Here is a 26,824-nt window from a genome sequence, read left to right on the forward strand (position 1 = left end):
TGAACATATTTTCTACCACCACTGTGAGGAATTAATTATTATTTTTAATTTTGCTCTATGGATTTACGAGATCAATTGAAGAACCTTTTTCCTGGGCACGAAGAACAGGATTTTGAAATGCCTGAAGAAAAATTCAAGCAGAAAGAGCCTTTAGTATGTAAGTTTGAGAAAAAAGGAAGAAATGGAAAGCCTGTCACTGTGATTGAAGGCTGGGAAGGAACTGAAGAAGATTTGAAAAAAATCTCTAAAAAGATTAAAACAACTTTAGGAATTGGGGGATCGGAAAAAGATGGAACGATCATCATTCAGGGTGACAACCGTGATAAGATCATGGAAATTCTTAAAGATATGGGTTATAAAACTAAAAGAGTCGGTGGATAATTTAGAAATAAATTTGCGCTTTCGGTAACAGGCTTTTAAGTTTTTCAACTGTTGCTTTATCCATAGGATTTCCTGTCAGTATCAATGTTTTAAGATTTTTCAATTTTGAAATTTCTATGGGAAGATCCTTTAAGTCATTGTTAGCAAGGTTCATACTTACTACACTTTTTAATCCTTTTATTTTAGTTGAAATTTCTTTAATGTTGTTTTGACTAAGATTAAGGAATTCAAGATTTCTTGATTGAAATAATGTTTCAGGCAGTTTTGAAATAGCATTCTGTTGCAGCTCAAGATATTTCAGATCCTTTGGAAACTCAAGGCTTCCCAGGTCATTGATTTGATTGGCAGCAAGGTTCAGATATTTTAAATTTTTAATTTGTTTTAAATGACCTGAAATAAAACTGATTTGATTACCCTGAAGGTTAATTTCTTCAAGGGTTGGAATTTGAGTTAATGTTTCCGGGAAAACATTCAGATTATTGGCATCAAGATGGATTGCCTTCAACTGCTGTAGTTTAGCAATATTCGGATTAACAGATGTTAAACTATTCAGATTTATGGAAAGTGTTTTCAATTTTGTAAGCTCCCCTATCTCATCAGGAATAAATTTAATGCTGTTCTCGTTGGCATTTAAAATTTCAAGATCTTTTAATAAAAATAGTTCCTGATCCATCCTTTCTAAATTATTCCCCATAATATTTAAAAAAAACAAAGAATTTAGTTTCTTAATTTCAGAGGGAACATTAAACATTCCCTTACCTCTAAAGCTCATACTATAAACCGGTTTATCACTTTTCAATGCGTCTTCTACATTGGTATAAGTAGGATATTTTACGGGATCGATCTGTGCCTTAGCAAAGCTGATAGAAAACAAAATAAGAAGTAGAGATAGCTTTTTCATAGAAAGAGAAAAGCTGTCGATAATAAAATTACCGACAGCTATAAAATATTAATAAATTATTTTTTAAGAAGTTTTACGGTTTTCTGGAAACCTACAGCTTCAATATTCAAGATCAACACTCCAGATGCTTCAAGTTGTGATGTAAAATCTAAATCCAATGTAGTATTAGAACCTGTGAATTTCTTTGTGTAAACAATCTTACCATCGATACTGTAAGCTATTACTGAAATATCCTTCAGACCTTTAGGAGAATTAATTTTCACAATTCCTGAAGTAGGGTTTGGTGCTATAGTAACTGTATTTTCTGCCTTAGCATCAATAGTTCCTAAAGTTCCGTTTTGTCCTAAATTATCTTTAAGCGCTACAACAATCGTTGCAGATTTTCCACGGTAATCAATCACATTTCCTGTTGCATCAACATCTGTAGAGATCGTACCATCCGGATGCTGAATAGAGAAGAATCCAAATTTATGATCTGGCGTAAATGTAAGTCCTGTGGGCTCAGATCCTGTAGGCATGGAAGCGAAAAGTCTTACTTTAGGATTTGCCGCCGTGTGATCTGGTGCCACTACCCAAATATAATTTTTACCCCCGTCTTGCAATACCCAAAGATTTCCCAGTTCATCGAAGGTAAGGTTGTCATTACCATCTCCCCAAACTTCAGATTTCATTCCTTGTGCGGTATTGAAAGAGTATACGGTAGAAAGTCCACCTACAAAAGTTTCTACTGATGAAGCAGTTGTTCCATTATCCTGTAAACGATATACTTTATTTAAACCTTTAGCTGTAAAATAAATTTTCCCATCTAATGGACTGATATCAACATCTTCTACTCCATTAAATGAAGTTCCCCCTAATGAGGATGCCAAATTATTGGTATTATTCTGGTCAGCTTTAAATTTATTAGGAACCTGAATCCATGTTGCAGTAGTTCCTACAGGATCTCCACCACTGCTTAGTCCCTGATCTAACTTCAATACATAAAGGTTACCTGAAGACAGATTATTTGGGGTATCCATTACATATTTATAAACCAAATGTGTTCCACCATCTTCACCATAATAAGCGGTAGTTCCTGCATTATTAACCACTACGTTTTCGTGATTCATAATACCCATTTGCCATAGCTTACCTTTAGAACCATCTGTATTTTGAGAGATCACCTGAGCGGTTGCAGGATCAATTTCTACCAACCATCCATAATCTTTATATCCATCAGCATTTACATCACTTGATGTTACCGATTCTTCAGCAGTTATTACTGTTCCCCAAGGTGTAATACCTCCAGAACAGTTTCTGATCGTTTGTACTAAACTAGGTGTTGAAAAATCTACAGCTCTCGACTTTGTCAACTGCCAAAGTTTCGATGAAGCATTATAGTTGATTTCAGCCATGGTAACTCCACCAGGGTTTGTTTCATGGTTTACAGAAAGATATCCATTAGTAGCACTTCCGTTTTTAGGTACATAAGCTGTAAAGTCATTCTGACCTCCTACTAATCCACCTCCCTGTGTATAGTTATCACCTTCTTTTAAAATAAGCTGATATTTATGTTCTGTTGGGATAATAAGCTTATTCGTTTGCGATGTTGGAACAATAGAAGTAAAACAGCTGATATGAGCAATATTACAGCTAACCGGATTCGTTGGAGTCGTTGTCGTTTTAAGATAGGCATCGATTCTTAAATCTGAGCTTTGCCCTGTTCTGTTATGCAATTCAATAGATATTCTATTGTTCCCATTTACAAATTTTGATTTTGGAATCGAGAAAATATTGTAAACACTTTCCGCAGCACCATCAATAGTGTTAACAGACGGTGTATTAAAAGCAATAGCTCCTGTTGGCATATTATCTCTTACAACTTCTACTCCATTCAGATATACTACAATACCATCATCTCTCATAATACCTAATTCCATTGCATCAGAAAGATCGGCTAAATTTACAGTGAAATCTTTTGCAAAATAAGCAGCTGTAAGACCTGAACTGATCGTTGTAGTTACAGGATCACCATATCCAAGAGGACCATTTCCTGTTGACCAAGAAGTAATATCGAAGTTGGTATCCTTCCATTGAGCAACCTGCGCCTGGTTGTTGTCTTTATACCTCCATGAGGCATTCTTATTGAAAACAAAAGTCTGTGCTTGAAATACAGAACTTGATACTAATGCAAGAGCTGCAATTGTAAGTAGTTTTTTCTTCATAATAGTTTCGATTTATTAGATGTTGCAAAACTATTTTATAATCACGAGCCCTCTATTAATACAGTTTTAAATAAACATCATCCAATGTTACAAAATTAAAAACCCAATATTAAGGGAATTAAGTTATTGTTAAATTATGATGTGGGATTTGTGTGGGTTGACAATTGAAATTGAAAGTTATTGGAAGCAATATTGATGTTTCCAATCCTGAAAGCCAAATTCCATAACCTCGTGTCTCAACCTCAACCCACATCTCGAAACTCACAACACTTATTACTTCTTTGCTCGGCTAATATCAGTAAGTGTGTTTAGAAATGCAATGATCTGCTTGATTTCCGGTTTGGTGAGGTTGAGTTTATCCGCAGGTAAAGTCTGGTTATTCATTTTCAAGCCTAATCCTTCTCCACCACCTTCATTATAGAAATCCAGAACCTCATCTAAAGTACTGAAAGCTCCATTATGGAAATAAGGCTTGGTAAGGGCAATATTTCTCACCGTTACTGTTTTAAAAGAGTTTTCATAGATCCATGAATTTTCTTTTTTCACGGGACTTTTTATCCTACCCGGATCTGAATCTAATTCCAAAGGCAGTTTATTGATTGGTGCCTTTGTAACTCCTAATACTTCAGATTCATTTTCATTATAGAAAGGAGGAACCAGACCGGAAAAATGAGGTGCAAAATGACATGTTGCACAATTGGCTTTTCCCATAAATAAATTGAAACCTTTTTTAGCATCATCTGAAATTTCTTTTTCATTCCTCATAAAGCGGTCAAAATCACTTTCAAAAGAATACAGAGAAGCGACATAAGAACTTAATGCCTTGGAGAAGTTCTCTTTATTGATCTTACCATCTTTGAATGCCGAACGGAAGGCTTTTTTATATTCAGGTTTTGTTTTTAATTTTTTGATGATACTTTCGTAGCTCGTATTAAATTCCTGTTCATTATAGATAACATGTTCCGCCTGTTGTTCGATATAGAATGCGCGCATATCATAGAAAAATCTTTTTGCAAATACAGCATTGTATAGAGAAGGCGAGTTTCTCAATACTGTCTTTCCTTCTACATTGCTAGGTGATTTTACTTTTAGATCTGTAAAAGCATTTTCAGGTAAATGACATGTTGCACAACTCATCTTTGTGTTATCGCTTACACTTTGATCATAGAAAATATCTTTTCCAAGTTCTCTAAGCTCAGGGCTGTCTTCCGATGATTGTAGTAATGTATAAAAATAAGGATCCAGAAAATCACTGCTAAAGAAGTTTTTATTACCCACATTCCATCCTGAAAACTCTTTGAGATCATCTGATCTTCCGTCCCAAGAACCAAATTCTTCATATAAAGGTTGTACATATTTTTTATAAAATTCTATACGGTCAAATGTTTCAAAATCTTTATGTTCTGATAGATACTCACCAGCTGCAGAAAGGATTGTATTTACTTTTTGAATATTATAATTTTTAAAATAAGGATCATCATTGATGTATTTTTTAATTCCCAAAAGTGCATAACCAGCTTCTTCTGATATATTTAATGAACCTGGGGTATCAAATCCTGTTACTCCTAAACTGTAAATTCTGATTAATTCTATTCGAAGAGGTAAGGTTTTATTGGTTCCTTTACTCAATCCATTTTTAATTGAACTTAAATAAAAGTTCGCATAACTATTATACAAGAAATCGGTAATGGATTTTATCTTTTCCTTTTGTTCACCAGCCTCTTCAGAAAAGATCAATTCATCCAATACCTGTAACCCTTCAGGAGGCAAGGTGTATGCAGAAGTTCCTGCCGCTTCTATATGAAACAGTGGTGCTGCGTTAAGATGGGTTTTGGTGAATTCGGGGTAATGATAAGCAATATAGAATTCTATTTCTTTAAAAGAATTTCTTGTACTTCTTAATGATTTTTGTAGATCTTCAAGAGATATTTTATCATCATCAAACAGATATACGTCTGTTTTTAATTGTTCGAGTTTATTTTTGAAATCAGTTAATCCTTTGTTTATGACAGTATTTTCTTTTTCTACGCCTTTGTCAGTTGGATTAAATGACATTATTGCAAAACCGAATAATAAGATGATAATAAATGATAGAGAATATCTCATGAAATTTTTAGCTGCAAAGCTACAACTCCGATGTTATCCCAGTTTTAAATCTGGATTAAATAATGTTTATATTTTAATTCATAGAATTTTATTAATTTTAAGCCCCGAAACCAAATTCACTATACTGAAAATCCGAATACAGATCCGGTTCTTTTAAAAAAAATGATGAAGGAATGATGGGAAGAGGATTTTAAAACTATTTTTCAACAAATCAAAACAAAATATTATTATGAAAACAAAATTATTTTTGACTTTTATAGCAGGTCTTTTTTCATTAAATTCTTTTGCACAAAAATCAACTCAGGAAATGGCTGTTTATGCGGAAAAAAAAGGAAATGACTACTATCTGATTCGTTTGGCAGAAGGTGTAGAAGTACCTAAAGTTTACGTTTACTCAAATGGACTGATAAAGCCTTATAAGAATTATACAGAATTAAAAGAAATCGTAATGGACTTTCCAGGAATGATGACATCCAATAATTCGACCAAAGAAGAATTGGTTTCTGTCATGAAAAAGGATAATCATTTTTATGAAATCACTTCTCAAAGAAAGGATCCTAAAAATTTCGAAAAAACAACCATTACTGTATATGAGGTTGTAAACAATCAAAAAAGAATTGTAGAAGAATATGGTTCACTTATAGAACTTATGCCTACTCCCTATAAAGATGCTATATTCATCGACACAAAAAAATAAACATATTATGCTAAATAAACTTGCAGCCTCAGAGCTTGTATTAAATGAAGACGGAAGTGTTTACCACTTAAACCTTTTACCTGAAGATATTGCTGATAAAATCATCCTTGTTGGTGATCCTGACAGGGTACCAAAAGTATCTCAATATTTTGATAAAGTAGAAATCAAAAAAAACAAAAGAGAGTTCTATACACATACCGGAACATTACGAGGTGAAAGAGTTACTGTAATGTCTACAGGGATCGGTACAGAGAATATTGATATTGTAATGAATGAGCTTGATGCTTTAGTGAATATCGATCTTAAAAACAAAGAACTTAAAACAGAACATAAAACACTTGAACTTTTCCGTATGGGAACATGTGGCAGTGTAAACCCTGATGTGCAGGTTGACAATATGTTGGTCACTCAGAATGTTGTAGGTTTAGATGGCTTAATGCATTTTTATCAGGATTATCATTTCGAAAATGAGTTTTCTAAAAGCTTTTTAGAAAAATTCCCTTATGATAAGATTAAGCCGATGCTTTATTTCGCAGAATGGGCTGAAGATATGGCAGATTATTATAAAGATGCCAAATATCACGGAAATACGGCGACCTTTCCAGGGTTCTACGCTCCGCAGGGAAGACAGCTTCGTTTAAAAGCTCTAGATGACAAATTCCTGGAAACATTAAATGATCTTGGGATCACCAATTTTGAAATGGAAACTTCTGCCATTTATGCATTCTCAAAATTATTGGGACATAAAGCGATTACTGTAAATAACGTTATTGCTAACAGAAGACGTGGAGAATTCTCCTCTGATCACCATGCCTCAGAAAAGAACCTTATCGAATGGGTATTGGAAAGAATTATTAAATAACAATTTTAAATAAAAAGAGAAACCGTCTACTATGACGGTTTCTTTTTTATGCTATAATAACTCTTCGATGCTCTTTCCCCCATTCTATCATATCTTTCATTAATTTTGCATAGTCTTTAGCATGTTCGGTACATTCATATTCGATTACCTCTCTGGTATCTTCACAAGCTGACCTTTTTACTAATTTATTAATTTCCATTTCTTTTAAATTGAGGGAAAGCATTCGTGTAGAAATACCGGAAATATCGCGTTTAATATCAAGAAACCGTTTTTTGCCATTACCCAATGCAAAAAGGATAGGAAGTTTCCATTTACCACCAATAACATATATGGTATCCTGTAATGCACGCAGGTTTTCCTCAGTGTGATCTATAACAACGCATTTTTTCATGGTTCGTAAAAAATTAGGTTTTTAATGATTAGAAAAAATCAATAATAATACCAAAGGAATTCTATGCCAACAAGGCAGTGATAAAGAAATCCACTCCTGTTTTGAAAACAGAGTGGATCATCAATCTGATATTTATATTAAAGGATTTAAGCAGAGAAACCGCCATCAATAACGATACTGCTTCCAGTAATGTAAGCTGCATCGGGACCTGCCAGAAAATTTGCCAAACCAGCTACATCTTCCGGTGTTCCTAACCTTTTTAATGCCATAGCATTCATATAAAATTCCCTGGTAGCATTATCTGCTTTTTTCAACATATCTGTATCAATAACTCCAGGCTCTATTGTATTTATTGTAATATTTCTTAATCCCAGATCCCATGCTAATCCACGACTGTAAGCGCCAACAGCAGCTTTTGTAGCAATATACTCACTCATAGTAGGTCCTCCTATGCGTTTTGCTCCAACTGAACCAATAGTGATAATGCGTCCTCCGTCGGGCATAAATCTTAAAGCTGTACGCACAGCCTCCGTTACTGCCCTTATGTTTACATCAATTTGTCTGTTGTAATCATCTGCCTGTGTATGAGCCTGCTCTACAGGACCGGCAATTGATATGGCAGCATTATTTACTAAAATATCTATTTTACCAAATTTGTCAGCAGCTTCTATGATCGCTTTTTCTGTATTTCCAGAAATCGAAGCATCCGCTTTTATTGCATAGGCAACTCCTCCTGATCTTGCAATCTCAGCAACAAGTGCTTCTGCTTTTTCATCAGAATTTACATAGGTAAATGCTACCTCTGCTCCTTCCTGAATATAACGTCTTACAATGGCTTCTCCCATTCCTCTTGTTCCTCCGGTTACAAAAGCCGTTTTTCCTTTTAATATGGACATAATTTTATTTTTTGTTTTAAATTCTTAACAAAATTATGTTTCAAAACTTCCAAAAAACGAATGCAGTAACATGCGTGTTACTGGTTTTCTAAGGAAATGTATCTGATAATAGATATTTAATGATCATACTATTATATTATAGCATAGAGTAAGACAAATATTCACTGTCTGGTAAAACAATCCTTGATATGATCATTCATCATACCTGTTGCCTGCATATGTGCATATACTACAGTAGAGCCCATAAATTTAAAACCCCTCTTTTTCAAATCTTTTGACAAAGCATCAGAAATATCGGTAGTAGTAGGAATATCTTTTAAAGTCTCTGGTTTGTTATCGATAGGTTTTCCATCTACAAAGCTCCAGATATATTTTGAAAAAGAGCCAAACTCTTTTTGAACTTCCATAAATCGCTGTGCATTAGTGATGGTCGCTAAAATTTTAAGTTTATTCCTTATGATCCCAGAATCTGCCATAAGTTCCACCACCTTATCATCGGTATATTTTGCAATCTTTTTATAATTAAAATGATCAAATGCTTTCCTAAAATTGTCTCTTTTACTTAAAATGGTATACCAGCTTAGGCCAGCCTGGAAACTTTCCAATATCAGAAATTCAAAAATAGTTTCATCATCATAAACAGGACTCCCCCATTCTTTATCATGATATTTTCTGTACAGATCATCTCTTTCACACCATCCACAGCGTATCTTTTCCATAAATATTCATTTTTATTTAGCTTTAAAGATAAAACTGATTTGGAAAACTATAACAAAAGATTATGAAAAATTTAACAGCGTATCCCGGCTTTAGGAATGGTTATTGTTTTACTACAAATATCACTAAATAATAAATCTTATGAATAATTCAGATTACAACAAAGCGGAAGACGCTGTAAATAACACAGAAAATTCTTTAAAAAATGCAGCTAACGATGCAAAATGGAAAATCAACGATTTAGCAGATAAAGCTAGGGATTATATTAATGAAAAGAGAAACAACGACCAGGAAGCTAGCCAGGAAGATTGGTTAGACAGGGTAAAAGCTAATATTTCTGATGCTTGGGAAGATATTAAAGATAAAGCGGGTGATGCATGGGAAAAAACGAAAGACATTGCCGAAGATGCAAAAGATAAAGCAACGGATGCTGCAAAAGATGTGAAAGATAAGGCGAATGATGCCGCTGAAGATGTAAAAGCAGAATGGAATAAAAAAACCAATTAGAATTTCAGTTATATAAATATTTTCAAAAAAAACAGGGTCTTTTTATAAAGGCTCTGTTTTTTATTATGTTCTGAACACAAATTATCGTTACATTTGTATGTATATTAATAAACATTAAAAAATTATGTCATACGGTTTACTTAAAGGCAAAAAGGGAATTATTTTTGGGGCCCTTAATGAACAATCGATCGCATGGAAAGTTGCTGAAAGATGCCATGAAGAAGGTGCTGAATTTATCTTATCTAATGCTCCTATTGCTTTGAGAATGGGAGAACTTAATGGTTTAGCTGAAAAAACAGGTTCTGAAGTTGTTGGTGCAGATGCTACTTCTATTGAAGATCTTGAAAAGCTTTTTGATACTGCCATCGCAAAATTTGGAAAAATCGATTTCATCCTTCATTCTATAGGAATGTCCGTAAATGTAAGAAAAGGAAAACATTATACAGAAATGAATTACGATTGGTTAGAAAAAGGCTGGGATATCTCTTCTGTTTCTTTCCATAAAGTAATGCGTGTGGCTTGGGAAAAAGACTGTATGAATGAGTGGGGAAGTATTTTAGCACTTACTTATATTGCTGCTCAAAGAACGTTCCCGGATTATAATGATATGTCTGACAACAAAGCTTATTTGGAAAGTATTGCAAGAACTTTTGGAAATTATTGGGGTGAGAGAAAAGTACGTGTAAACACGGTTTCTCAGTCTCCTACAGTAACTACTGCAGGTAGCGGAGTGAAAGGTTTCGGAGGTTTCCTTGGATATGCTGAAGATATGTCTCCTCTTGGAAATGCTACAGCTCTTGAGTGTGCAGATTATTGTGTGACCCTTTTCTCTGATCTTACGAAAAAAGTAACCATGCAGAACCTTTTCCATGATGGAGGTTTCAGCAGCTCTGGAGTAACTCAGAAGGTAATCAGAAAATATGATGTTGAATAATTTGTTTAACAAACTTTCGATGATAAAAATAAATAGGCTGTCTCTAGAGACAGCCTATTTTAATAAAAAAATATTAATATGAAGTGTTTATAAAATTACAGTCTGTATGGAATGTGCAGGCGCTGAAAGTTTGGCCGCCATTCCTTCAATCCAAAGATGAGTATCTATATCATCATCCGAATTATTCATAATTACAGTCACAAGTTCTCCATTTTCATTCATAAATGAAGTAGAAATTAAACCTGATGTATTTGTAGAGCTTCCAACTCTCTGAGCATTAGGTTTTATATATTTTGAAACATGCCCAACATAATAGTATTCATAAGTATAATGTACCTCTCCTGTTTTTGTATCGGCAATGATTGGTGCAAAACATAAATTTCCAACATGATTGGGACCTCCTGTTTCATCCAGAAGTACATTCCAGTCCGTCCATAAAGAAGTTCCACGATTAAAATCGTTGATCATATTTTTACCATACAGCTCCCCTAAACTGACATCATTGATCCTTGACATATTAAATACCTCTTTACATCCTTCTGTAAAAGCCAGGAATTTATCTGGAAATGCCCTATGTGTTTCTCCAACATTATCAAATAACTGTGTTTTGTTGTGCCACGTTTCATACCAGTGATAGGCAATACCGGATGTATATTTTGAAACTTCAGGATCACCTAATGTCGTGGTTGCCCTTTGAAAGATCAAATCTCTATTATGATCCCAGATCATTACTTTTTTATCTTTATATCCATTCTTCCACAAGGTTGGACCAAGATTATTTTTCAAAAATGCACCTTCCTCCTCCGCAGTATAAAGGCAGGACTCCCATTTTTGTTTTGCCATTGCCTCATTCTGAACCGTTAATCCCCAAATCTTCATCCCTCTTTTTTCATATTCCTTAATAAACTTGATATAATAATCTGCCCAGGTCTGATAATATTGATTTTCCAGCCTTCCACCGTTCAGCATATCTTTATTAGATTTCATCCACGCTGGTGGGCTCCATGGAGAAAAATAAAGCTTAAATTGATTTCCTATAGATTTTTGAGCCTCCTGAATCATTGGGATCTTATACTTTTCATCATGGGCAACCGAAAACGACTTTAATGACGCGTCATTATCATCTACATAAGTATAAGAATCACTTGAAAAATCACAGGAATTCATATTGGTTCGAACTATGGTATAACCTAAACCATTCTTCCCATAATAAGCTTCGATAATTTCCTTCTGTTTGTCCTTCGGTAATTTATAAAAAGTTTCTGCTGCAGCATCTGTAATTGCTCCACCAATTCCTATTAATTTTTGATATTTAAAATCCGGATCTACGAAAACACAGGCTTCATTTTCTTTAGGCTGATCAAATTTTTCAAATTTTACCATTCCTTTGTCAACCATTTTCTCATTGGTTTTAGAATTGGTAACAATAACTTTTGCTGATTTTCCGGCATTTTTCTTCCAGTAGTTTTGTGCATGAGCATTACAAGCCATCCCTATAACAAAACAACTTACGATTAGTTTTTTCATTGTATTACTTCCTGTTTTATGGAGGTTTTATTCCCTTCATTATTTATTCTGATAAACCCGTACATAGTCTATATAATATTTTTGTGGAAAAATGGAATCATCTATTCCTTCCTTTCCACCCCAAAATCCGCCAACAGCCAGATTTAAAATGATAAAATAAGGCTGATCAAAAGGCCATGCTTCATAGTTTTTTTCTTTATTCTCATACGTGAAGAACTTCCTATCATCAATATAAACATCTATTTTCTCTGGTGTCCAATCTGCTTTATATACATGGTACCGATCACTTGCATCACTGATGATTAAAGTATCTGTTTTCTGTGTTCCCTGAATATGGTTATATTTTTTGGTGTGTACGGAAGCATGGATATACCCGGGATTAAACCCAACATGCTCCATAATATCCAGCTCGCCATCATCAGGCCATTTCTTCATATCTTCACTCATCATCCAGATGGCAGGCCATGTTCCACGTCCTTTCGGTAATTTTGCCCTTACCTCAATTGTTCCATACTGAAAAGAAAATTTTCCCTTGGTTAAAAGCCTTGCTGAAGTATATTTATTTTTCTCCCAGTTTTCCTTTCTCGCTTCAATGATTAAATTCCCATTTTCCATCCTTACATTTTCCAGACGTTCTTTAGTATAAAACTGGGCTTCTTTATTTCCATAACCATCTCCGCCAACATCATAATTCCATTTTGAAGAATCTGGCAATCCTTTCCCATTAAATTCATCACTCCAGATTAGATTTCTATTGGAATCAGATTTCTGAGCTGTGCAGTTTGATATAGAAAGAGATAAAATCCCCCCTGTTATTAATAAATAAAAATGTCTTCGGATATTAATTTTCATACAATATGGTGGTTTAGTGAACCGGCAATTATTCCGTTTTATTAAAAGCGGGTTAAAACCCGCTCCTCTTGATCTAATTATTTAATCCAATTAATTTTTTTTGTCTGAACATCCTGAGAATTGGTTCCTACCATAATTTCAAACTCTCCACCTTCCCAATCATAATTTAATTGGTCATCATAGAATTTCAAATTTTCTGGAGTTAGTGTAAAGTTTACTGTTTTAGTTTCTCCTTTTTTCAGAAGTATTTTTTGGAAACCTTTTAATTCTTTTACAGGCCTTACTACTTTTCCGAATGAGTCTCTGATATATAACTGCACTACTTCTTCACCGTCATAATTTCCGTTGTTAGAAACATTCACTTTAATATTTAAAGCTTGATTTCCTTTTAGACTTGTTGAGCTTAGCGTCATATCAGAATATTTAAACTGAGTATAACTTAATCCATATCCAAAAGGAAATTTAGGATCGTTATCTAGATCGATATAAGCAGAAACATAACTTCGTTCTTTATTCGTTTTTGCGGGTCTTCCTGTATTATAATGATTATAGTAAACAGGAATCTGACCTTCGGTTCTTGGAAAAGTCATGGGAAGTTTACCTCCCGGATTTACAGTTCCAAAAAGAACATCAGCTATTGAGTTTCCTGCTTCCGTTCCTAGCCACCACGTATACAGAATCGCAGGAATATTATCCGCTGCCCAATCAAAGACGAGAGGTCTGCCCGCGTTGATCATCAATACAATAGGTTTTCCGGTTTTTGCAATTTCTTTTAACAGTTCTTCCTGAACACCAGAAAAATGGATATTACTCCGGCTTTTCGCTTCCCCACTCATTGCATGTCCTTCCCCTAAAGTCATAATAACAACATCAGCTTTCTTTGCCGTTTCTACTGCTTCAGCAAACATTGATTTATCCTGATCATCAGCATTACAACCTTTAGCATATAATAAAGTTGAATTTTTATCCAACTGATTCTTAATTCCGTCAAACTGAGAAATGATCCTTTGGTTGTCATCTTTAAAAGCAACAGACCAGAATCCATGATTGGCTACCGTTTCTTTTCCAAAAGGTCCTATTAAAGCTACCGTCTTCGTAGATTTTGAAAGTGGTAAAATATTATTTTGATTTTTTAAAAGAACAATACTTTTTGACCCGAATTCCCTTCCGAATTTTCTGTTCTCCAAGTTATTGGTCTGCTCTTTTTCTCTTTTCTCATTACTGAATCTATAAGGATCATCAAATAATCCCATTTCAAACTTTTTGATTAAAATTCGTCTTGCCGCATCGTCAATGAATTTTGGATCTACTTTTCCTTCTTTAACCAGTTTTGGAAGTTCCGTCATATAAACGTGACTTTCCATATCCATATCACTTCCTGCCAAAATAGCTTTTTCAGCGGCTTCCGCTTTATCTTTCGTATAACCATGGTTAACCATTTCACCAATGCTTCCCCAATCTGAAACCACAAAACCATTGTAGTTCCACTTTCCTTTTAACAAGTCTCTAAGAATGTATTTATTAGCAGTCGCGGGAACCCCATTAATATCATTAAAAGAATTCATGAATGTTGCAACGCCTGCTTCTGCCGCAGCTTTGAAAGGAGGTAAATAGGTTTCATTCAGTTGTCTGAGGCTCATATCTACAGAATTATAGTCTCTTCCACCTACTGCTGCGCCATACGCCGCAAAATGTTTCGCACAAGCCATTATTGCATCGAGGTTTCCAAGACCTTTTCCCTGGAATCCTTTAATCCTTGCCAAACCGATCAGTGTTCCTAAGTAAGTATCTTCACCAGAGCCTTCCATTACTCTCCCCCATCTTGGATCCCTGGCAATATCTACCATTGGAGCAAAAGTCCAGTGAATTCCATATGCTGAAGCTTCCGTAGCAGCTATTCTTTCAGATTTTTCAATTAATGTTAAATCCCAGCTTGCTGCCTGTCCAAGATTAACAGGAAAGGTGGTTCGGTATCCGTGAATAACATCCTGTCCAAATAATAACGGTATTTTTAATCTTGATTCTAAAGCTAATTTTTGAAAAGATTTTGTTTCTTCTACGCCAGCTACATTTAGCATAGAGCCCACTTTACCTTTTTTTATTTCTTCAAGAACGGTTGCTGAATTGGAATTCTGGGGTCCTGTAGCATATGCAAAGCCACTGTATTGCATCAATTGTCCCACTTTTTCTTCCAATGTCATTTTAGACAAAAGATCAGAAACTTTTTGATCAATTGTCTTTTGTCCGTATGTATTCAATCCAAATGCTGCAAATGCTAATAAGAAATAAGCTTTTTTCATAATTAATTAGAAAATATAGGTTGCTACAGAATTTCCTGATATACTTACAGGAGCTGTTTTCTGGTTATACTTAAGAGTAAAGACCTCTTCCGTTTTACTGTTGTTCTGTACTATTAAAACAGTTTTTCCCTTTGGAGTTTTAAAAGCTACAGAAGATAGATTGTTTGTTTGAGAAGAACCAATTCGCTGCGAGTTAGGAGGAATAAATTTTGCTGCATGTGCAACAATATAATAAGAAACATTTCTGGTAAAATTTTCCTTGTCAGAAATAGTAATCGCTCCTTTGCACTCCGTACAACCACCATCAGTATGAGGTTTATACTGTGGATCATTAGCCAGATTCCATTCTAAAGCTATTTTACTCCAATTTCTCATGGAACCAATGATCACATTTTTAGTATGCCAATTAAGATCTTCATTAAAGTTGCTTTTAGCTCCTGTCCACTGCTCTGTAAAATAAAGATTTTTATTTGGATACGCATTATGAACGGTACTTAATGCAGAAATGTCTCCTTCATATAAATGAAATGCAGAACCATCAACATATTTATAAGCTTCAGGATCGCTTAAAATATTGGTAGCATATTCTGGTTTGTTACAATTGTGATCATATACGACAATTTTAGTTTTAATCCCATTAGATTGGAAAACCGGACCTAAATGATTTTTAATAAAATCTTTTTGCTGATCAGAGGTCATATACAAACTTGGATTATTTCCCGGATGCAGCGGTTCATTCTGAGGTGTAATAGCATCAATATTAATACCCTCTTTTTTCATTCCCTGAATATATTTCACAAAATAATTCGCATATACCCCGTAATATTCAGGTTTTAGACTTCCTCCTTTTGACTTTCCATTATCTTTCATCCAAACCGGAGCTGACCATGGAGCAGAAATAATCTTAATCTTCGGATTGATCGCTAAAATCTCTTTTAACATAGCAATCAGATCTTTATCTCTTGCTAAACTGAAATGTTCCAGTGAAATATCTGTTTTTCCTTCAGGTAGGTCATCATAAGAGAATACCTCGCCATCAAGATCAGAGGCTCCTACACTTAATCTAAGGTAGCTGACAGAAATTGAGTTTGTATTATTTCCAAAAAGTTCATTTAATAAAGCTTTTCTTTTTACTTCTGAAAGTCTGTTAATTACTTCCACACTTCCCCCTGTCAATGTATATCCGAAACCATCAATATATTGAAACTTTTGAGTATCGTCAATTTCAATATTCTGACCGTTATCAGGATTGTTCGTAAAATTGATTGAAGGTTGCTGCTGTAATTTTATGCTCTCATCACCTTTGGTAAGCCATACCTGAACTTCGTTCCTATTATTTGCTGAACTCGACTTACACGCTGATAAAGATAAAAGTACCACACCACAAAGTGGTGCGATACTTCTAAAAAAGAAACTATATAAACTGTGAAACTTCATTTTTAATAGCCAGGGTTTTGTTTTAAAGCAGTATTTACTAATTCGTTGAAAGGAATTGGTAAAATTTCATTCTTACCTGCTACAAATCCTCTTGCCCCTAATTTAGCCGGAGCATCGCCCCATCTTACCAGGTCAAACCATCTGTGACCTTCTCCTGCCAATTCTCTTCTTCTTTCATCTTTAATCGCCTGCATAGAAACCGGAACTGAACCTAATCCTACTCTCGATCTTACCGCATCCAGTAATGCCTGAGCTCTTGCTCCCGCACCACCTAGTGCTTCTGCTTCCATCAAGTAGGTATCAGCTAATCTGATGGCAATATAGTTTTGACGGAAGTTTAATTCAGTAGGACCTGGCAAATTACTTTTATCTGCATTTCTTGGTGCATATTTGTTTAAGAAATATCCAGTGTCTTTAAAGCCTGGAGAATAAGTAATCTTACCTTCTTGTTTTAATTTTTTACAATTAAGTACTGTAGCGTCCAAACGAGGATCTCCCTGCATGAAATTAAAAAGATCATCCGTCATTGGATTAAAGCCCCAACTTGCATAAATATCGGGCGCGTCATTATTAGGTACTGTCGTACGGCCATAAGATATAATACCAAGCATCACATTAATTGAATTTCCTTCATCTTTTCCGGAACCCCAAAATGGCCAATCCGCATTACTTTTATTAGTATGCATTACTTCAAGAATGGACTCTGTGGTAAATTTATTATCTACTTTCCACAAATCTGCAAAGTTACTAACTAACTTATAACCATACTGGCTGGTTTGCCCTGGTGTACCGTTCACCATTTCAAACTGAGCAGCAGCTTCGGTATTCTTTTTATCATATAGATAAATCTTTCCTAAAATAGCATGAGCAGTACCTTGCGTAATTCTTCCTTTTTCAGATGCTCCAGAAGCTACCATCATAAGATCTGGAAGTGCAGAAACAATATCACCTTCTATTTGGGTATATACTTTTGCCGGATCTTCTTGTGGAATATTGTAATAATCATCTGTAGCTAAAACAGGCTTTAAAATAAGCGGAATATTTTTGAACATTTTTAACAATTCAAAATAATACAGTGACCTTAAAACTTTAGCTTCAGCAATAAATCTCTTTCTTGTCTGTTCATTCATATTTGCATTAGGGATTCTTTCTAATAGAAGATTTGCACTTGCAATTCCCTGATAGTAATTTTTCCAGTAACTAGCAGGCATGATAATCGGATTAATGGTATAATTCGAGAACCCCTGGATTCCTGCACCATCTGAAGAATTTCCACCTCCTGAATAGAAATCATCAGAAGCACCATTAAAGAAGGTTACCATATTTTCAAACCCTCCAGAGTATTTTCTCAACATATCGTATGTTGCTACCAATCCTGTAAAAGACTGTTCTTCATTTTGAAAGTAATTACTTGCATCAAAAGTACCTGTATTCTTTACATTCTCAAGATCACCTTTATCACAAGATACAGCTCCAAAACTAATACCTGCTAATAATAAAACAGATAAACTTTTATATATTAATCTTTTATTTTTCATTTTTTCTTTAATTAAAATTGAACATTAGCACCGAAAAGGAAAGTTCTTGCTTGGGGATAGAAAGCTCTGTCTATACCAAAAGTATCTGCTCCTGCAATTTCAGGATCATAACCAGTATATTTTGTAAAAGTAACTAAGTTCTCTGCTGTAACATAAAATCTTACTTTGCTTGCTCCTATAGTTTCAGAAATATTTTTTGGAAGTGTATATCCTACCTGTACCAATTTTATACGTAAATAGTCTCCTTTTTGAAGATAGTAATCAGACATTCTGGTATAATTCTGATTAAGATCATCTCTTGTAACCCTTGCTACAGTATTTGATGTCCCTTCACCAGTCCAACGGTCTAAAATAGAAGTCTGGTAATTCGCTTCCTGAATATCCAATCTTCTTAGCCCCTGGAAAATTTTATTTCCTGCCTGTCCCTGTGCGAATACCATCAAATCAAAGTTTTTGTAATTCATGTTCAATGTTAAACCAAATGTATATTTTGGTACTGAATTCCCTAAATTCACAAAATCCTTCTCATCAATTTTCCCATCACCATTAGCATCTAATCGTTTAAAATCTCCAGGTTTAGCATTGGGTTGAATTAGCCCTCCATTTGTATTTCTATACGCATCAATTTCAGCTTGATTCTGGAAAATTCCCATATTTTGGAAACCATAAAAAGAGCCATATGATTCACCAACTTGCAATCTCGATACGGTACCCAAAGTTTGGTAAGAAGCAAAATTCACATATGGTTTATTACCTTCTAATCTTGTAATTTCATTTTTTAAATAAGCAACATTACCATTTGCAGAAAACCCAAAATCACCCCAATTCTTTTTATAACCTAGACTTATTTCAATTCCATCATTGTTCATATCTCCAATATTTCTCCACGGGTTATTAATCAATCCTAAATAACCAGGAACTTCGACTTGTCTTAAGATATCTGTACTTTTCTTTCTATAAACATCAACACTTAAATCAAAGTTCTTGAGAATCTTAAGGTCTGCGGCGATATTGAACTGTGATGTTCTTTCCCATTTAAGATCGGGATTTTCTAGTGTGCTTGGTGCATATCCAACACGGATTATATTATCTCCAAAAGTATAATTACTCCCTGCAGTTAAAAAGTTGGCAAACTGAAATTCTGTAATACCATCATTTCCTAATACACCATATCCACCTCTTAACTTAACGCTGCTTATAATATTATTTTGCGGCCAGAAACTTTCATTTGAAACATTCCAACCCAAAGACATTGCTGGAAAGTTTCCCCAATGGTTATTACTTCCAAATTTGGAAGAACCATCTCTACGAATTGTTCCTGTAAATAAGTATCGGTTATCATAATCGTATACTACTCTGGCAAAGTAAGAAGCTTTGTGAGTTTGTTTTCCATCCCATGCATCGCCTTTTTTATTTTCCGGAGAAATATCGAAATTAAAAGATGCATCTTCCCAGTTATTAACTGGTAAGTTTGTAAATGTAGTACTTTGGCCTGAAGAAATATTATACTCATAGTACCCCTGTCCTAATAAAACATTTAGGTTATGCAGTCCAAACTTATTTTGATAAGTAACGGTATTTTCAGTACTCCATTCAAATTTTTTATCAGTTTGTCTGAATAAACTATTAAAATCATTTTTATTTGCTGTACTCAAATAGTTAGTAGGAGTAAAGGCCTGATTTCCCCAGTAGGAAAGCTTTCCGTTTATACTAGATTTAAAACTGATATTTTTATTAATTTTCAATTCAGCAAATACATTTGCTATAAGATCATCTGACCATTTATATCTACCCAACTGAACTTGTCTGAAAGCCAGTGGATTTGTCATTTCTTTACTTACAAAACGTGAAAGTCCATAGGGATTCCCATTTGGATCTCTTACATAATTAGGGTTATTAATATAATCATTTGCATTAGGTTGATTAGCAATACCATTGGTTACTATAACAGGGGTCAATGGATCCAGATTGATAGCAGAACTTAACGGGCCTCCGAATTCTCCGTTATCAGTAACCCCTTGAGATTTTGTATGCGTATAAGCAAAAGTTTGTCCTACCGTTAAGAAATCAAATACTTTATGTGTTGAATTTAATCTGGCATTAACTCTTTTATAATTAGAAATGTCTCTCAATACAATACCCTGTTGATCATAATATCCGAAAGAAGCATAATAAGTAGACTTATCACTTCCCCCATTGATGCTGAATTCATGAGATTGACGTTGTGCACTATTGAAAATTTGTTTTTGCCAATCCGTACCTACTCCATAAGATGCAGGATTTCCCAATACTGGTGTTTTACCTTCATTGGTATATGCCTCATTCATAATTGTAGCGTACTCCGATCCATTTAAAAGATCAAGCTTTTTTGCGGCACTTCCAACTCCAAAGAAACCATTGTATGAAAGATTTAACCTTCCTTTCGTCCCTTTTTTAGTCGTAATCAAAATAACACCTTTTGCTGCAGAAACTCCATAAATTGCTGCCGAAGCACCATCTTTAAGAATCTCCATTCCTTCAATGTCAGACTGATTCAACCAACCAATGTTATCAACTACGATTCCATCGACTACCCATAAAGGATCATTACTTCCGGCACCAAAACTGGTAATACCACGCACCCTCACAGTAGCTGCAGTCCCAGGTTGCCCCGAATTTGATATTACACTGATACCAGCAGCTCGACCCTGCATAATTTGCTCAGGCCTTCCCGCAGTAGGAGAATTTTCAATATCAGATGCCTTGATGCTTGATATTGCTCCAGTCACATTACTCTTTTTCTGAGTACCATAACCAATCATTACCACTTCCTCAATTTTTTGTTCTTTTGGAAGAGTATCATTGGCTGTTTTTTGGGCACTGAAATTAGCTGTAAAATAAAGTACAGCAACCATTCCCAAACCTCTTGATATTCTAATATTCATATACAGTTAGTTTTTTAATTCTCATTTTGAGACAATAAAAATATATTTTTTTTTAAATAGTTAACATTATATTAATAAATATTTTAATATTTCTTTTATTTTTGGGGGTTGAAAGCCCTTTTTTTTGACTAAAATTTCATAAAAACTCATAAAAAATTAATAAAATCAATCCCCAAAATGTCGAGTAAGCTTCGTAATATTTCACTTCCATTAAAACTGACCTTCTTAATTTTTTCCATGGTTCTAAACTGCATGGGCATTGTAATATTGCAACTTTCGGAGGCAAATATCACCTATGAAAAACTCGGACTTTTAGAATCTTTCAAAGATTTACCTATTGCATTTATTTCTCTTTTTGCTGTTAATTTTATTGGTCGGATTGGGACAAAAAAGGCATTAATTTTTGCATTAATAATTGTTGGGATTTGTTCATCTATCCTCCCTTTTGTAAAAGTATTTTGGTTTTATAAGCTTTGGTTTGCTATTATTGGGACTTGTTTCGCTATAGGGAAAATATGCGTTTTCGGAATTATCCGGAATAATATATCAGATGAAAAATCCCTTACCAAGACCATGAGTAATGTAGAAGCCTCTTTTATGATTGGAATTTTTGTGGTCAATACCATTTTCGGATGGTTAATTTCCAGTAAATACTCAGAATATTGGAAATTTGGATTTATTGCAATTTCAGTTCTTTCTTTAATTACAATATTCCTGTTTTCAAGATTGGAAATAGCTGAACCCAAAAAGACTGATCAAAAGAAAGATCTTCTTTCAGATTTGTCGGGATTTGTCAATCCATCAATTATCATATTTCTGGCTGTTGTTTTTTCCATTGTGTTTGTTGAACAGAGTTTCAATTCCTGGTTACCGTCATTTTATAAAAACCATTTAAAAGTTAACTCCTTTTTCGCCTTGCAGGCTTCATCTTTCTTAGCCCTTTTTTCATATGTAGGAAGAACGATAACAGCCCACATTATTCATAGGTTTCCACTTTCAAAATATTATGTATACTGCTTATCGGCTATTATTCTCGTATTAGGTATTATTCTGGGAATCCAATATTTTGAATCGGAGGATTCAAAAGCCATTTTATTTTTATTCCCGATCATTGGTTTCTTCTTGTCACCACTCTATCCGGTTATTAATTCCAAGATGATTGTACAGATTGATAAAGAAAAAACAAACCTTTTTACCTCCCTGATCGTTATTTTTTCGTCGTTGGGAAGTTCAGTAAGTTCAATTATTATCTCACTACTATTTGAAAATCAATTACTAAGATATTACCCATTATACATCTTATTTATTGTAACTGTCCTTTTTTCAATAAGTTTAATTTATTTTAAGCTTATTAAAAAAACATATTGAAAATAATTTTATTTTTACTCCCATGGAAATCAAGGATTCAAAAAACAAAGAAACACTTCAGGAACTTATAGACACCAAAGACTTTGTAGCCCATCTTTCAGTGGACTGCACGATATTTGGTTTTCACAATAATATACTGAAGGTTTTATTATTAAAATACCATGATTTAGATCTTTGGTCACTTCCCGGGGGATTTGTCTTTAATGATGAAGACCTTAGAGAAGCTGCTGCGCGTGTCCTGTATGAAAGAACACACCTTAAAGATATTTTCCTTAAACAATTTCATACATTTGGAAGAATAGACCGTACAGAAAACAATGTACATCAGATATTACTTAAAAACAAAGGAATAGAAGTTCCTAAAAACCACTGGATCTTTCAGCGATTTGTGACGGTAGGCTATTGCAGCCTTATTGATTTTTCTATTGCAAATACTTTTCCCGATGCTTTCAATGAAACCTGTGAGTGGTTTGAAGTGAATAATCTGCCAAAAACAGCTTTTGATCATGATAAAGTTATAGAAACCGGATTAGAGTATCTTCGAATGAATATTAATACGGAAGTAGCTGCCAGTAATTTACTTCCTATAAAATTCACGATGAAGGATCTGCAATCCTTATATGAAACAATTTTAGGTCAGAAATTCAGAAGAAATAATTTTCAGCGAAAAATTTTAAGCTTAAATATCCTCGAAAGACTGGAAAAGTTGTATGATGGATCTGCGAACAAAGCGCCTTACCTCTATAAATTCAAAAATAAAATTCATAATTCGGCGAATCATTACCCAATATCCAATGAGGAGGAAGAAGAACTGTAATACCAAATCCTCATAAAGTGATCTTTATATTCTATCCATAAAAAAGATAGCTTAATTCTCCATATCAGCTTTATACATCAAAAAAAATATTATTTAAAAAGGCAGGCAAAAAAATTTTTCTGAAATCACGAAAAGTGCTATTTTTAGGAAAATTATAAAAATGTCATATTATCCTCTTACAAGTATTCCTGACTATTACGGAATTGATGCCTTACTTACCGAAGAACACAAGCTAATTCGCCAATCTGTAAGAGATTGGGTTGAAAGTTTTGTAATGCCTCAAATAGATCATGCTGCACAAAATCATACGGATTTACCTGGTTTAATGAAAGAATTAGGGAAAATCGGAGCTCTTGGTCCTTATATTCCGGTAGAATATGGTGGTTCAGGATTGGATCAGATCTCTTATGGTCTTATTATGCAGGAACTGGAAAGAGGAGATTCTGCTGTACGTTCTGCAGCTTCTGTACAAAGTTCTTTGGTTATGTTTCCTATTAATGAATTCGGATCTGAGGAGCAAAAAAAGAAATATCTTCCGCAATTAGCTTCCGGAGAAATGATCGGATCTTTTGGATTAACGGAGCCTAACCATGGTTCTGATCCAAGCTCTATGGAGACTTATTTTAAAGACATGGGCGATCATTATCTTTTAAATGGTGCAAAAATGTGGATCACAAATTCTCCTTTATGTGATATTGCTGTTGTTTGGGGAAAAAATGAAGAAGGAAAAATACAAGGACTGATTGTTGAAAGGGGAATGGAAGGGTTTACCACTCCTGAAACTCATAACAAATGGAGCTTAAGAGCTTCTAAAACAGGAGAATTGGTATTTAATAATGTAAAAGTTCCAAAAGAGAATCTTCTTCCGGGAGTTACTGGATTGAAAGGACCTCTTTCTTGCCTTAATTCTGCCAGATACGGAATTTCGTGGGGAGTAATTGGAGCCGCTATTGATTGTTACTGTACTGCTGTTCAATACTCTAAAGAAAGAAAGCAGTTTGGAAATCCAATTGGTTCTTATCAGTTGCAACAGAAAAAATTAGCAGAATTTTTAACTGAAATTACCAAAGCTCAGTTGCTTTGTCTTCAGCTAGGAAGTCTTAAAAATGATCATAAAGCTACTCCGGCTCAAATTTCAATGGCAAAAAGAAACAATGTAAAAATGGCAATTGATATTGCAAGAGAATCCCGCCAGATCCTTGGTGGAATGGGAATCATGGGTGAATTCCCGATGATGAGACATGCCGCTAATCTAGAATCTGTAATTACGTATGAAGGAACACATGATGTTCATTTGTTAATTACAGGTATGGATATTACTGGTATCAACGCATTCTAATCCATAAGCAGATAAATATACAAAGCGTCTGGTCAGTTGACCAGACGCTTTTATTTTGCGTTAAATCAATAGAGTACTATTCATTGAATAATTATTAATATCTCAATAGAGTGAATTTAATATTAAAAAATTCTATCTTAACTCCACAAAAAATTACCATTATGAAAAAAATTACTCTTTTTTTACTTGGCCTCTCTGCGCCTTTTTACTTTTCCCAGCAGGCAGGAGATGTTGTAAATTTTGAGCAAAAGCTCGATTTAACTCCGCAAGGTGTTATCAATTTCATATCTAACAATCTGGGAGACCAGAATACTCCTGATTTTGTTAATTATCTAAATGGCTTTAATGTTGGTATAAAAGCATATAAGATAACGTATTATACTAAAAATGAAAATAATACACTGGTTAAAGCAACAGGGCTTATTATGTATCCTAATGTCAATTACAAACTGTCAACGGTAGTTTCTGATCATGGAACAACAGACAGCAGAAGTAATGTTCCCTCTAATTTAAAAGGTGTCTTATATGCCGGGTTTGTTGTTGAATTATCCTATGTATTGAACGGCTATATCCTGATGGCACCTGATTATGTGGGGATGGGTGGTGGCGATGGAGTTCATCCTTATGTACACTACCCTACAGAATCTGGCGCAACTATCGATTTTATTACTGCCGCTAACACAGTTATCGCACAGTTAGGGATAAAAAGATATGATGAATACTTTTTAACAGGTTATTCCCAAGGTGCTCACGCAGCCATGTCCACACTCAAAAAATTAAATATTTCCAATCCCACACAATTGAAATTCAAATATGCTTACATGGGTGATGGTCCATATGATTTTTCAGGAGTTACCCTTCAAAAAGGTGTTTTGGAAAAAGACGTCTATCCATTTACTTCTTTCCTTGCCAATGTAATCAATACCTGTAACAATACAGGTTACAAAACGTACAACAATAATATTTCAGAGGTTATTTCTGCAGAGTATATGGATAAATACAATTATCATGTTCTACAGGATAATGGCGGATTACTATGGGGACCTCTTATCTGGAGAAAGCTTTTGACCAATAATTTTATTAGCGATGTAACCAATAATACCAGTAATAAACTCAGACTTTGTTTAAAATCAAATGATGTGTATGATTGGTACAATAAGACCCCAATGACATTGGGTCATTCCACAGTAGATCTGGCTATTCCACCGGAAAACACTTCGAAAACGATTGATGTACAAAGGGGATATTATCCATGGTGGAATTTAGATAAATTCAAGCTACAATCTTTTTACTGGGGGCCTCTTGGGCATATTGGTGGTATAGTTCCTTTTGTTTTAGCATCTAATGCTAAATTTAATACCCTGCGAAGCGGTGGTTTACTGAATGAATGGGCAATGTTGACCTCAAAACAATCCACAAACGAACCACCTAAAATTAATTCTCTTTATTCATCTCAAATAAAACCAAGCCTGGGTTCTATGCAACTCGTTGAAATAAAAGATTTTAATAAAGAAGATACAGCCACCAGGTCAGTAGCCAGTAACAATTTGAGTTCTTTAAAAGATGGTGTTTATTTGTTGAAAGTTTCACAGAATAATGAAAACAAGCTTATTCCCTATATTAAAAACACCCCAACTCTTATTGCAGAAAATGAGATTATTGCTTCAGAAAACAACAATATTTTAAGCTTAAAAGTTAATCAGGATGAATTGTTATCCATCAATATATTTGATGAAAATAAAAATCTGGTTAAAACTATATCACAAAAGGAATATATAAAAGAAGGTGGAATTAATTTAAATAACATTGGAAACCAAACCCAAACATTTGAAATCGTTACTGAATTTTATAATCTACAGTTTAATAGAAGTATTGAAATTAATAATGGTTCAGAGAACAACGTAAATATATTTACTCAAAATAACCAGGTTAAAGTGAAGTCAAAGGATAATATTAAAACTATAGATATCTATTCCATTTCCGGAGCTTTGATACAAAAACAAGAAATTAACGCTTCTAATTTTGAATCTAAACCTTTAGAATCAGGAATTTATGTAACACAAGTTATACTAAGCAATGGAAAAATAATTAATAAAAAAGTAAAATTATAACAATAACTTTCTTCA

Annotated in this window: 21 protein-coding genes; 9 read left to right on the top strand and 12 right to left on the bottom strand. The window is 34.2% G+C overall.

Features of this window, described 5'->3' with window-relative positions:
* Nucleotides 1-57: 57 nt before the first annotated feature.
* On the top strand, nt 58-381 hold the full coding sequence (locus tag AC3WRL_RS17125) for a translation initiation factor (RefSeq protein WP_214825538.1): 324 nt from the start codon (nt 58-60) through the stop codon (nt 379-381).
* Between the two features lies 1 nt (nt 382).
* Here AC3WRL_RS17125 and AC3WRL_RS17130 read toward each other — a convergent pair whose 3' ends face one another.
* From AC3WRL_RS17130 to AC3WRL_RS17140, 3 genes are all read right to left on the bottom strand, one after another.
* Nucleotides 383-1,282 (bottom strand): leucine-rich repeat domain-containing protein, encoded by a 900-nt coding sequence (locus AC3WRL_RS17130; RefSeq protein WP_214825539.1) that lies wholly within the window; start codon nt 1,280-1,282, stop codon nt 383-385.
* Nucleotides 1,283-1,338: 56 nt separating this feature from the next.
* Complete coding sequence (locus tag AC3WRL_RS17135; protein WP_492330823.1) at nt 1,339-3,486, bottom strand: alkaline phosphatase PhoX; 2,148 nt, start codon at nt 3,484-3,486, stop codon at nt 1,339-1,341.
* 273 nt (nt 3,487-3,759) lie between these two features.
* Complete coding sequence (locus AC3WRL_RS17140) at nt 3,760-5,592, bottom strand: cytochrome-c peroxidase (protein ID WP_492330824.1); 1,833 nt, start codon at nt 5,590-5,592, stop codon at nt 3,760-3,762.
* A gap of 229 nt (nt 5,593-5,821) precedes the next feature.
* On the opposite strand from AC3WRL_RS17140, the gene AC3WRL_RS17145 reads away from it, so the two are divergent.
* Both AC3WRL_RS17145 and AC3WRL_RS17150 read left to right on the top strand, forming a co-directional pair.
* Nucleotides 5,822-6,289 carry a hypothetical protein gene (locus AC3WRL_RS17145; protein WP_261512019.1) on the top strand — a complete coding sequence of 156 codons (468 nt, stop codon included), beginning with the start codon at nt 5,822-5,824 and terminating at the stop codon, nt 6,287-6,289.
* Nucleotides 6,290-6,296: 7 nt separating this feature from the next.
* Nucleotides 6,297-7,151 carry a nucleoside phosphorylase gene (locus tag AC3WRL_RS17150; protein ID WP_492330825.1) on the top strand — a complete coding sequence of 285 codons (855 nt, stop codon included), beginning with the start codon at nt 6,297-6,299 and terminating at the stop codon, nt 7,149-7,151.
* A gap of 46 nt (nt 7,152-7,197) precedes the next feature.
* Here AC3WRL_RS17150 and AC3WRL_RS17155 read toward each other — a convergent pair whose 3' ends face one another.
* The 3 genes from AC3WRL_RS17155 to AC3WRL_RS17165 all read right to left on the bottom strand — a co-directional run bounded on the left by AC3WRL_RS17155 (nt 7,198) and on the right by AC3WRL_RS17165 (nt 9,157).
* Entirely contained in the window at nt 7,198-7,542 is a 345-nt protein-coding gene (locus AC3WRL_RS17155; RefSeq protein ID WP_492330826.1) for a winged helix-turn-helix transcriptional regulator, read from the bottom strand.
* Between the two features lie 146 nt (nt 7,543-7,688).
* Nucleotides 7,689-8,438, bottom strand: a complete 750-nt coding sequence (locus tag AC3WRL_RS17160) for an SDR family NAD(P)-dependent oxidoreductase (protein WP_214825548.1) — start codon at nt 8,436-8,438, stop codon at nt 7,689-7,691.
* Between the two features lie 161 nt (nt 8,439-8,599).
* A complete protein-coding gene (locus AC3WRL_RS17165) occupies nt 8,600-9,157 on the bottom strand; it encodes a DNA-3-methyladenine glycosylase I (RefSeq protein ID WP_492330827.1) in 558 nt (185 codons plus the stop codon).
* A gap of 139 nt (nt 9,158-9,296) precedes the next feature.
* Here AC3WRL_RS17165 and AC3WRL_RS17170 point away from each other — a divergent pair, with 139 nt between their 5' ends.
* Both AC3WRL_RS17170 and AC3WRL_RS17175 read left to right on the top strand, forming a co-directional pair.
* Entirely contained in the window at nt 9,297-9,662 is a 366-nt protein-coding gene (locus AC3WRL_RS17170) for a YtxH domain-containing protein (protein ID WP_214825552.1), read from the top strand.
* 124 nt (nt 9,663-9,786) lie between these two features.
* Nucleotides 9,787-10,596 (top strand): enoyl-ACP reductase FabI, encoded by an 810-nt coding sequence (locus tag AC3WRL_RS17175; protein WP_214825554.1) that lies wholly within the window; start codon nt 9,787-9,789, stop codon nt 10,594-10,596.
* Nucleotides 10,597-10,683: 87 nt separating this feature from the next.
* Here AC3WRL_RS17175 and AC3WRL_RS17180 read toward each other — a convergent pair whose 3' ends face one another.
* From AC3WRL_RS17180 to AC3WRL_RS17205, 6 genes are all read right to left on the bottom strand, one after another.
* Nucleotides 10,684-12,123 carry a glycoside hydrolase family 30 protein gene (locus AC3WRL_RS17180; protein ID WP_261512018.1) on the bottom strand — a complete coding sequence of 480 codons (1,440 nt, stop codon included), beginning with the start codon at nt 12,121-12,123 and terminating at the stop codon, nt 10,684-10,686.
* A 39-nt stretch (nt 12,124-12,162) separates the two neighbouring features.
* Entirely contained in the window at nt 12,163-12,975 is an 813-nt protein-coding gene (locus AC3WRL_RS17185) for a glycoside hydrolase family 16 protein (RefSeq protein WP_261512017.1), read from the bottom strand.
* A 77-nt stretch (nt 12,976-13,052) separates the two neighbouring features.
* Nucleotides 13,053-15,275 (bottom strand): glycoside hydrolase family 3 N-terminal domain-containing protein, encoded by a 2,223-nt coding sequence (locus AC3WRL_RS17190; RefSeq protein WP_492330828.1) that lies wholly within the window; start codon nt 15,273-15,275, stop codon nt 13,053-13,055.
* Nucleotides 15,276-15,281: 6 nt separating this feature from the next.
* Nucleotides 15,282-16,712 carry a glycoside hydrolase family 30 protein gene (locus AC3WRL_RS17195; protein ID WP_492330829.1) on the bottom strand — a complete coding sequence of 477 codons (1,431 nt, stop codon included), beginning with the start codon at nt 16,710-16,712 and terminating at the stop codon, nt 15,282-15,284.
* 2 nt (nt 16,713-16,714) lie between these two features.
* Entirely contained in the window at nt 16,715-18,250 is a 1,536-nt protein-coding gene (locus AC3WRL_RS17200; protein WP_214825564.1) for a RagB/SusD family nutrient uptake outer membrane protein, read from the bottom strand.
* Nucleotides 18,251-18,261: 11 nt separating this feature from the next.
* The gene (locus AC3WRL_RS17205; RefSeq protein WP_492330830.1) at nt 18,262-21,174 is read right to left on the bottom strand and encodes a SusC/RagA family TonB-linked outer membrane protein; all 2,913 of its coding nucleotides are present in this window, start codon (nt 21,172-21,174) and stop codon (nt 18,262-18,264) included.
* 177 nt (nt 21,175-21,351) lie between these two features.
* On the opposite strand from AC3WRL_RS17205, the gene AC3WRL_RS17210 reads away from it, so the two are divergent.
* From AC3WRL_RS17210 to AC3WRL_RS17225, 4 genes are all read left to right on the top strand, one after another.
* Complete coding sequence (locus AC3WRL_RS17210) at nt 21,352-22,542, top strand: MFS transporter (protein WP_261512014.1); 1,191 nt, start codon at nt 21,352-21,354, stop codon at nt 22,540-22,542.
* A 22-nt stretch (nt 22,543-22,564) separates the two neighbouring features.
* Nucleotides 22,565-23,359: an NUDIX hydrolase gene (locus tag AC3WRL_RS17215; RefSeq protein ID WP_214825570.1), complete on the top strand. Its 795-nt coding sequence runs from the start codon at nt 22,565-22,567 to the stop codon at nt 23,357-23,359.
* Between the two features lie 160 nt (nt 23,360-23,519).
* Entirely contained in the window at nt 23,520-24,698 is a 1,179-nt protein-coding gene (locus AC3WRL_RS17220; protein WP_214825573.1) for an acyl-CoA dehydrogenase family protein, read from the top strand.
* A gap of 161 nt (nt 24,699-24,859) precedes the next feature.
* A complete protein-coding gene (locus AC3WRL_RS17225; protein WP_492330831.1) occupies nt 24,860-26,809 on the top strand; it encodes a T9SS type A sorting domain-containing protein in 1,950 nt (649 codons plus the stop codon).
* Nucleotides 26,810-26,824 lie beyond the last annotated feature (15 nt).

The sequence above is a fragment of the Chryseobacterium sp. FW101-FHT12H09 genome, from assembly GCF_058790395.1.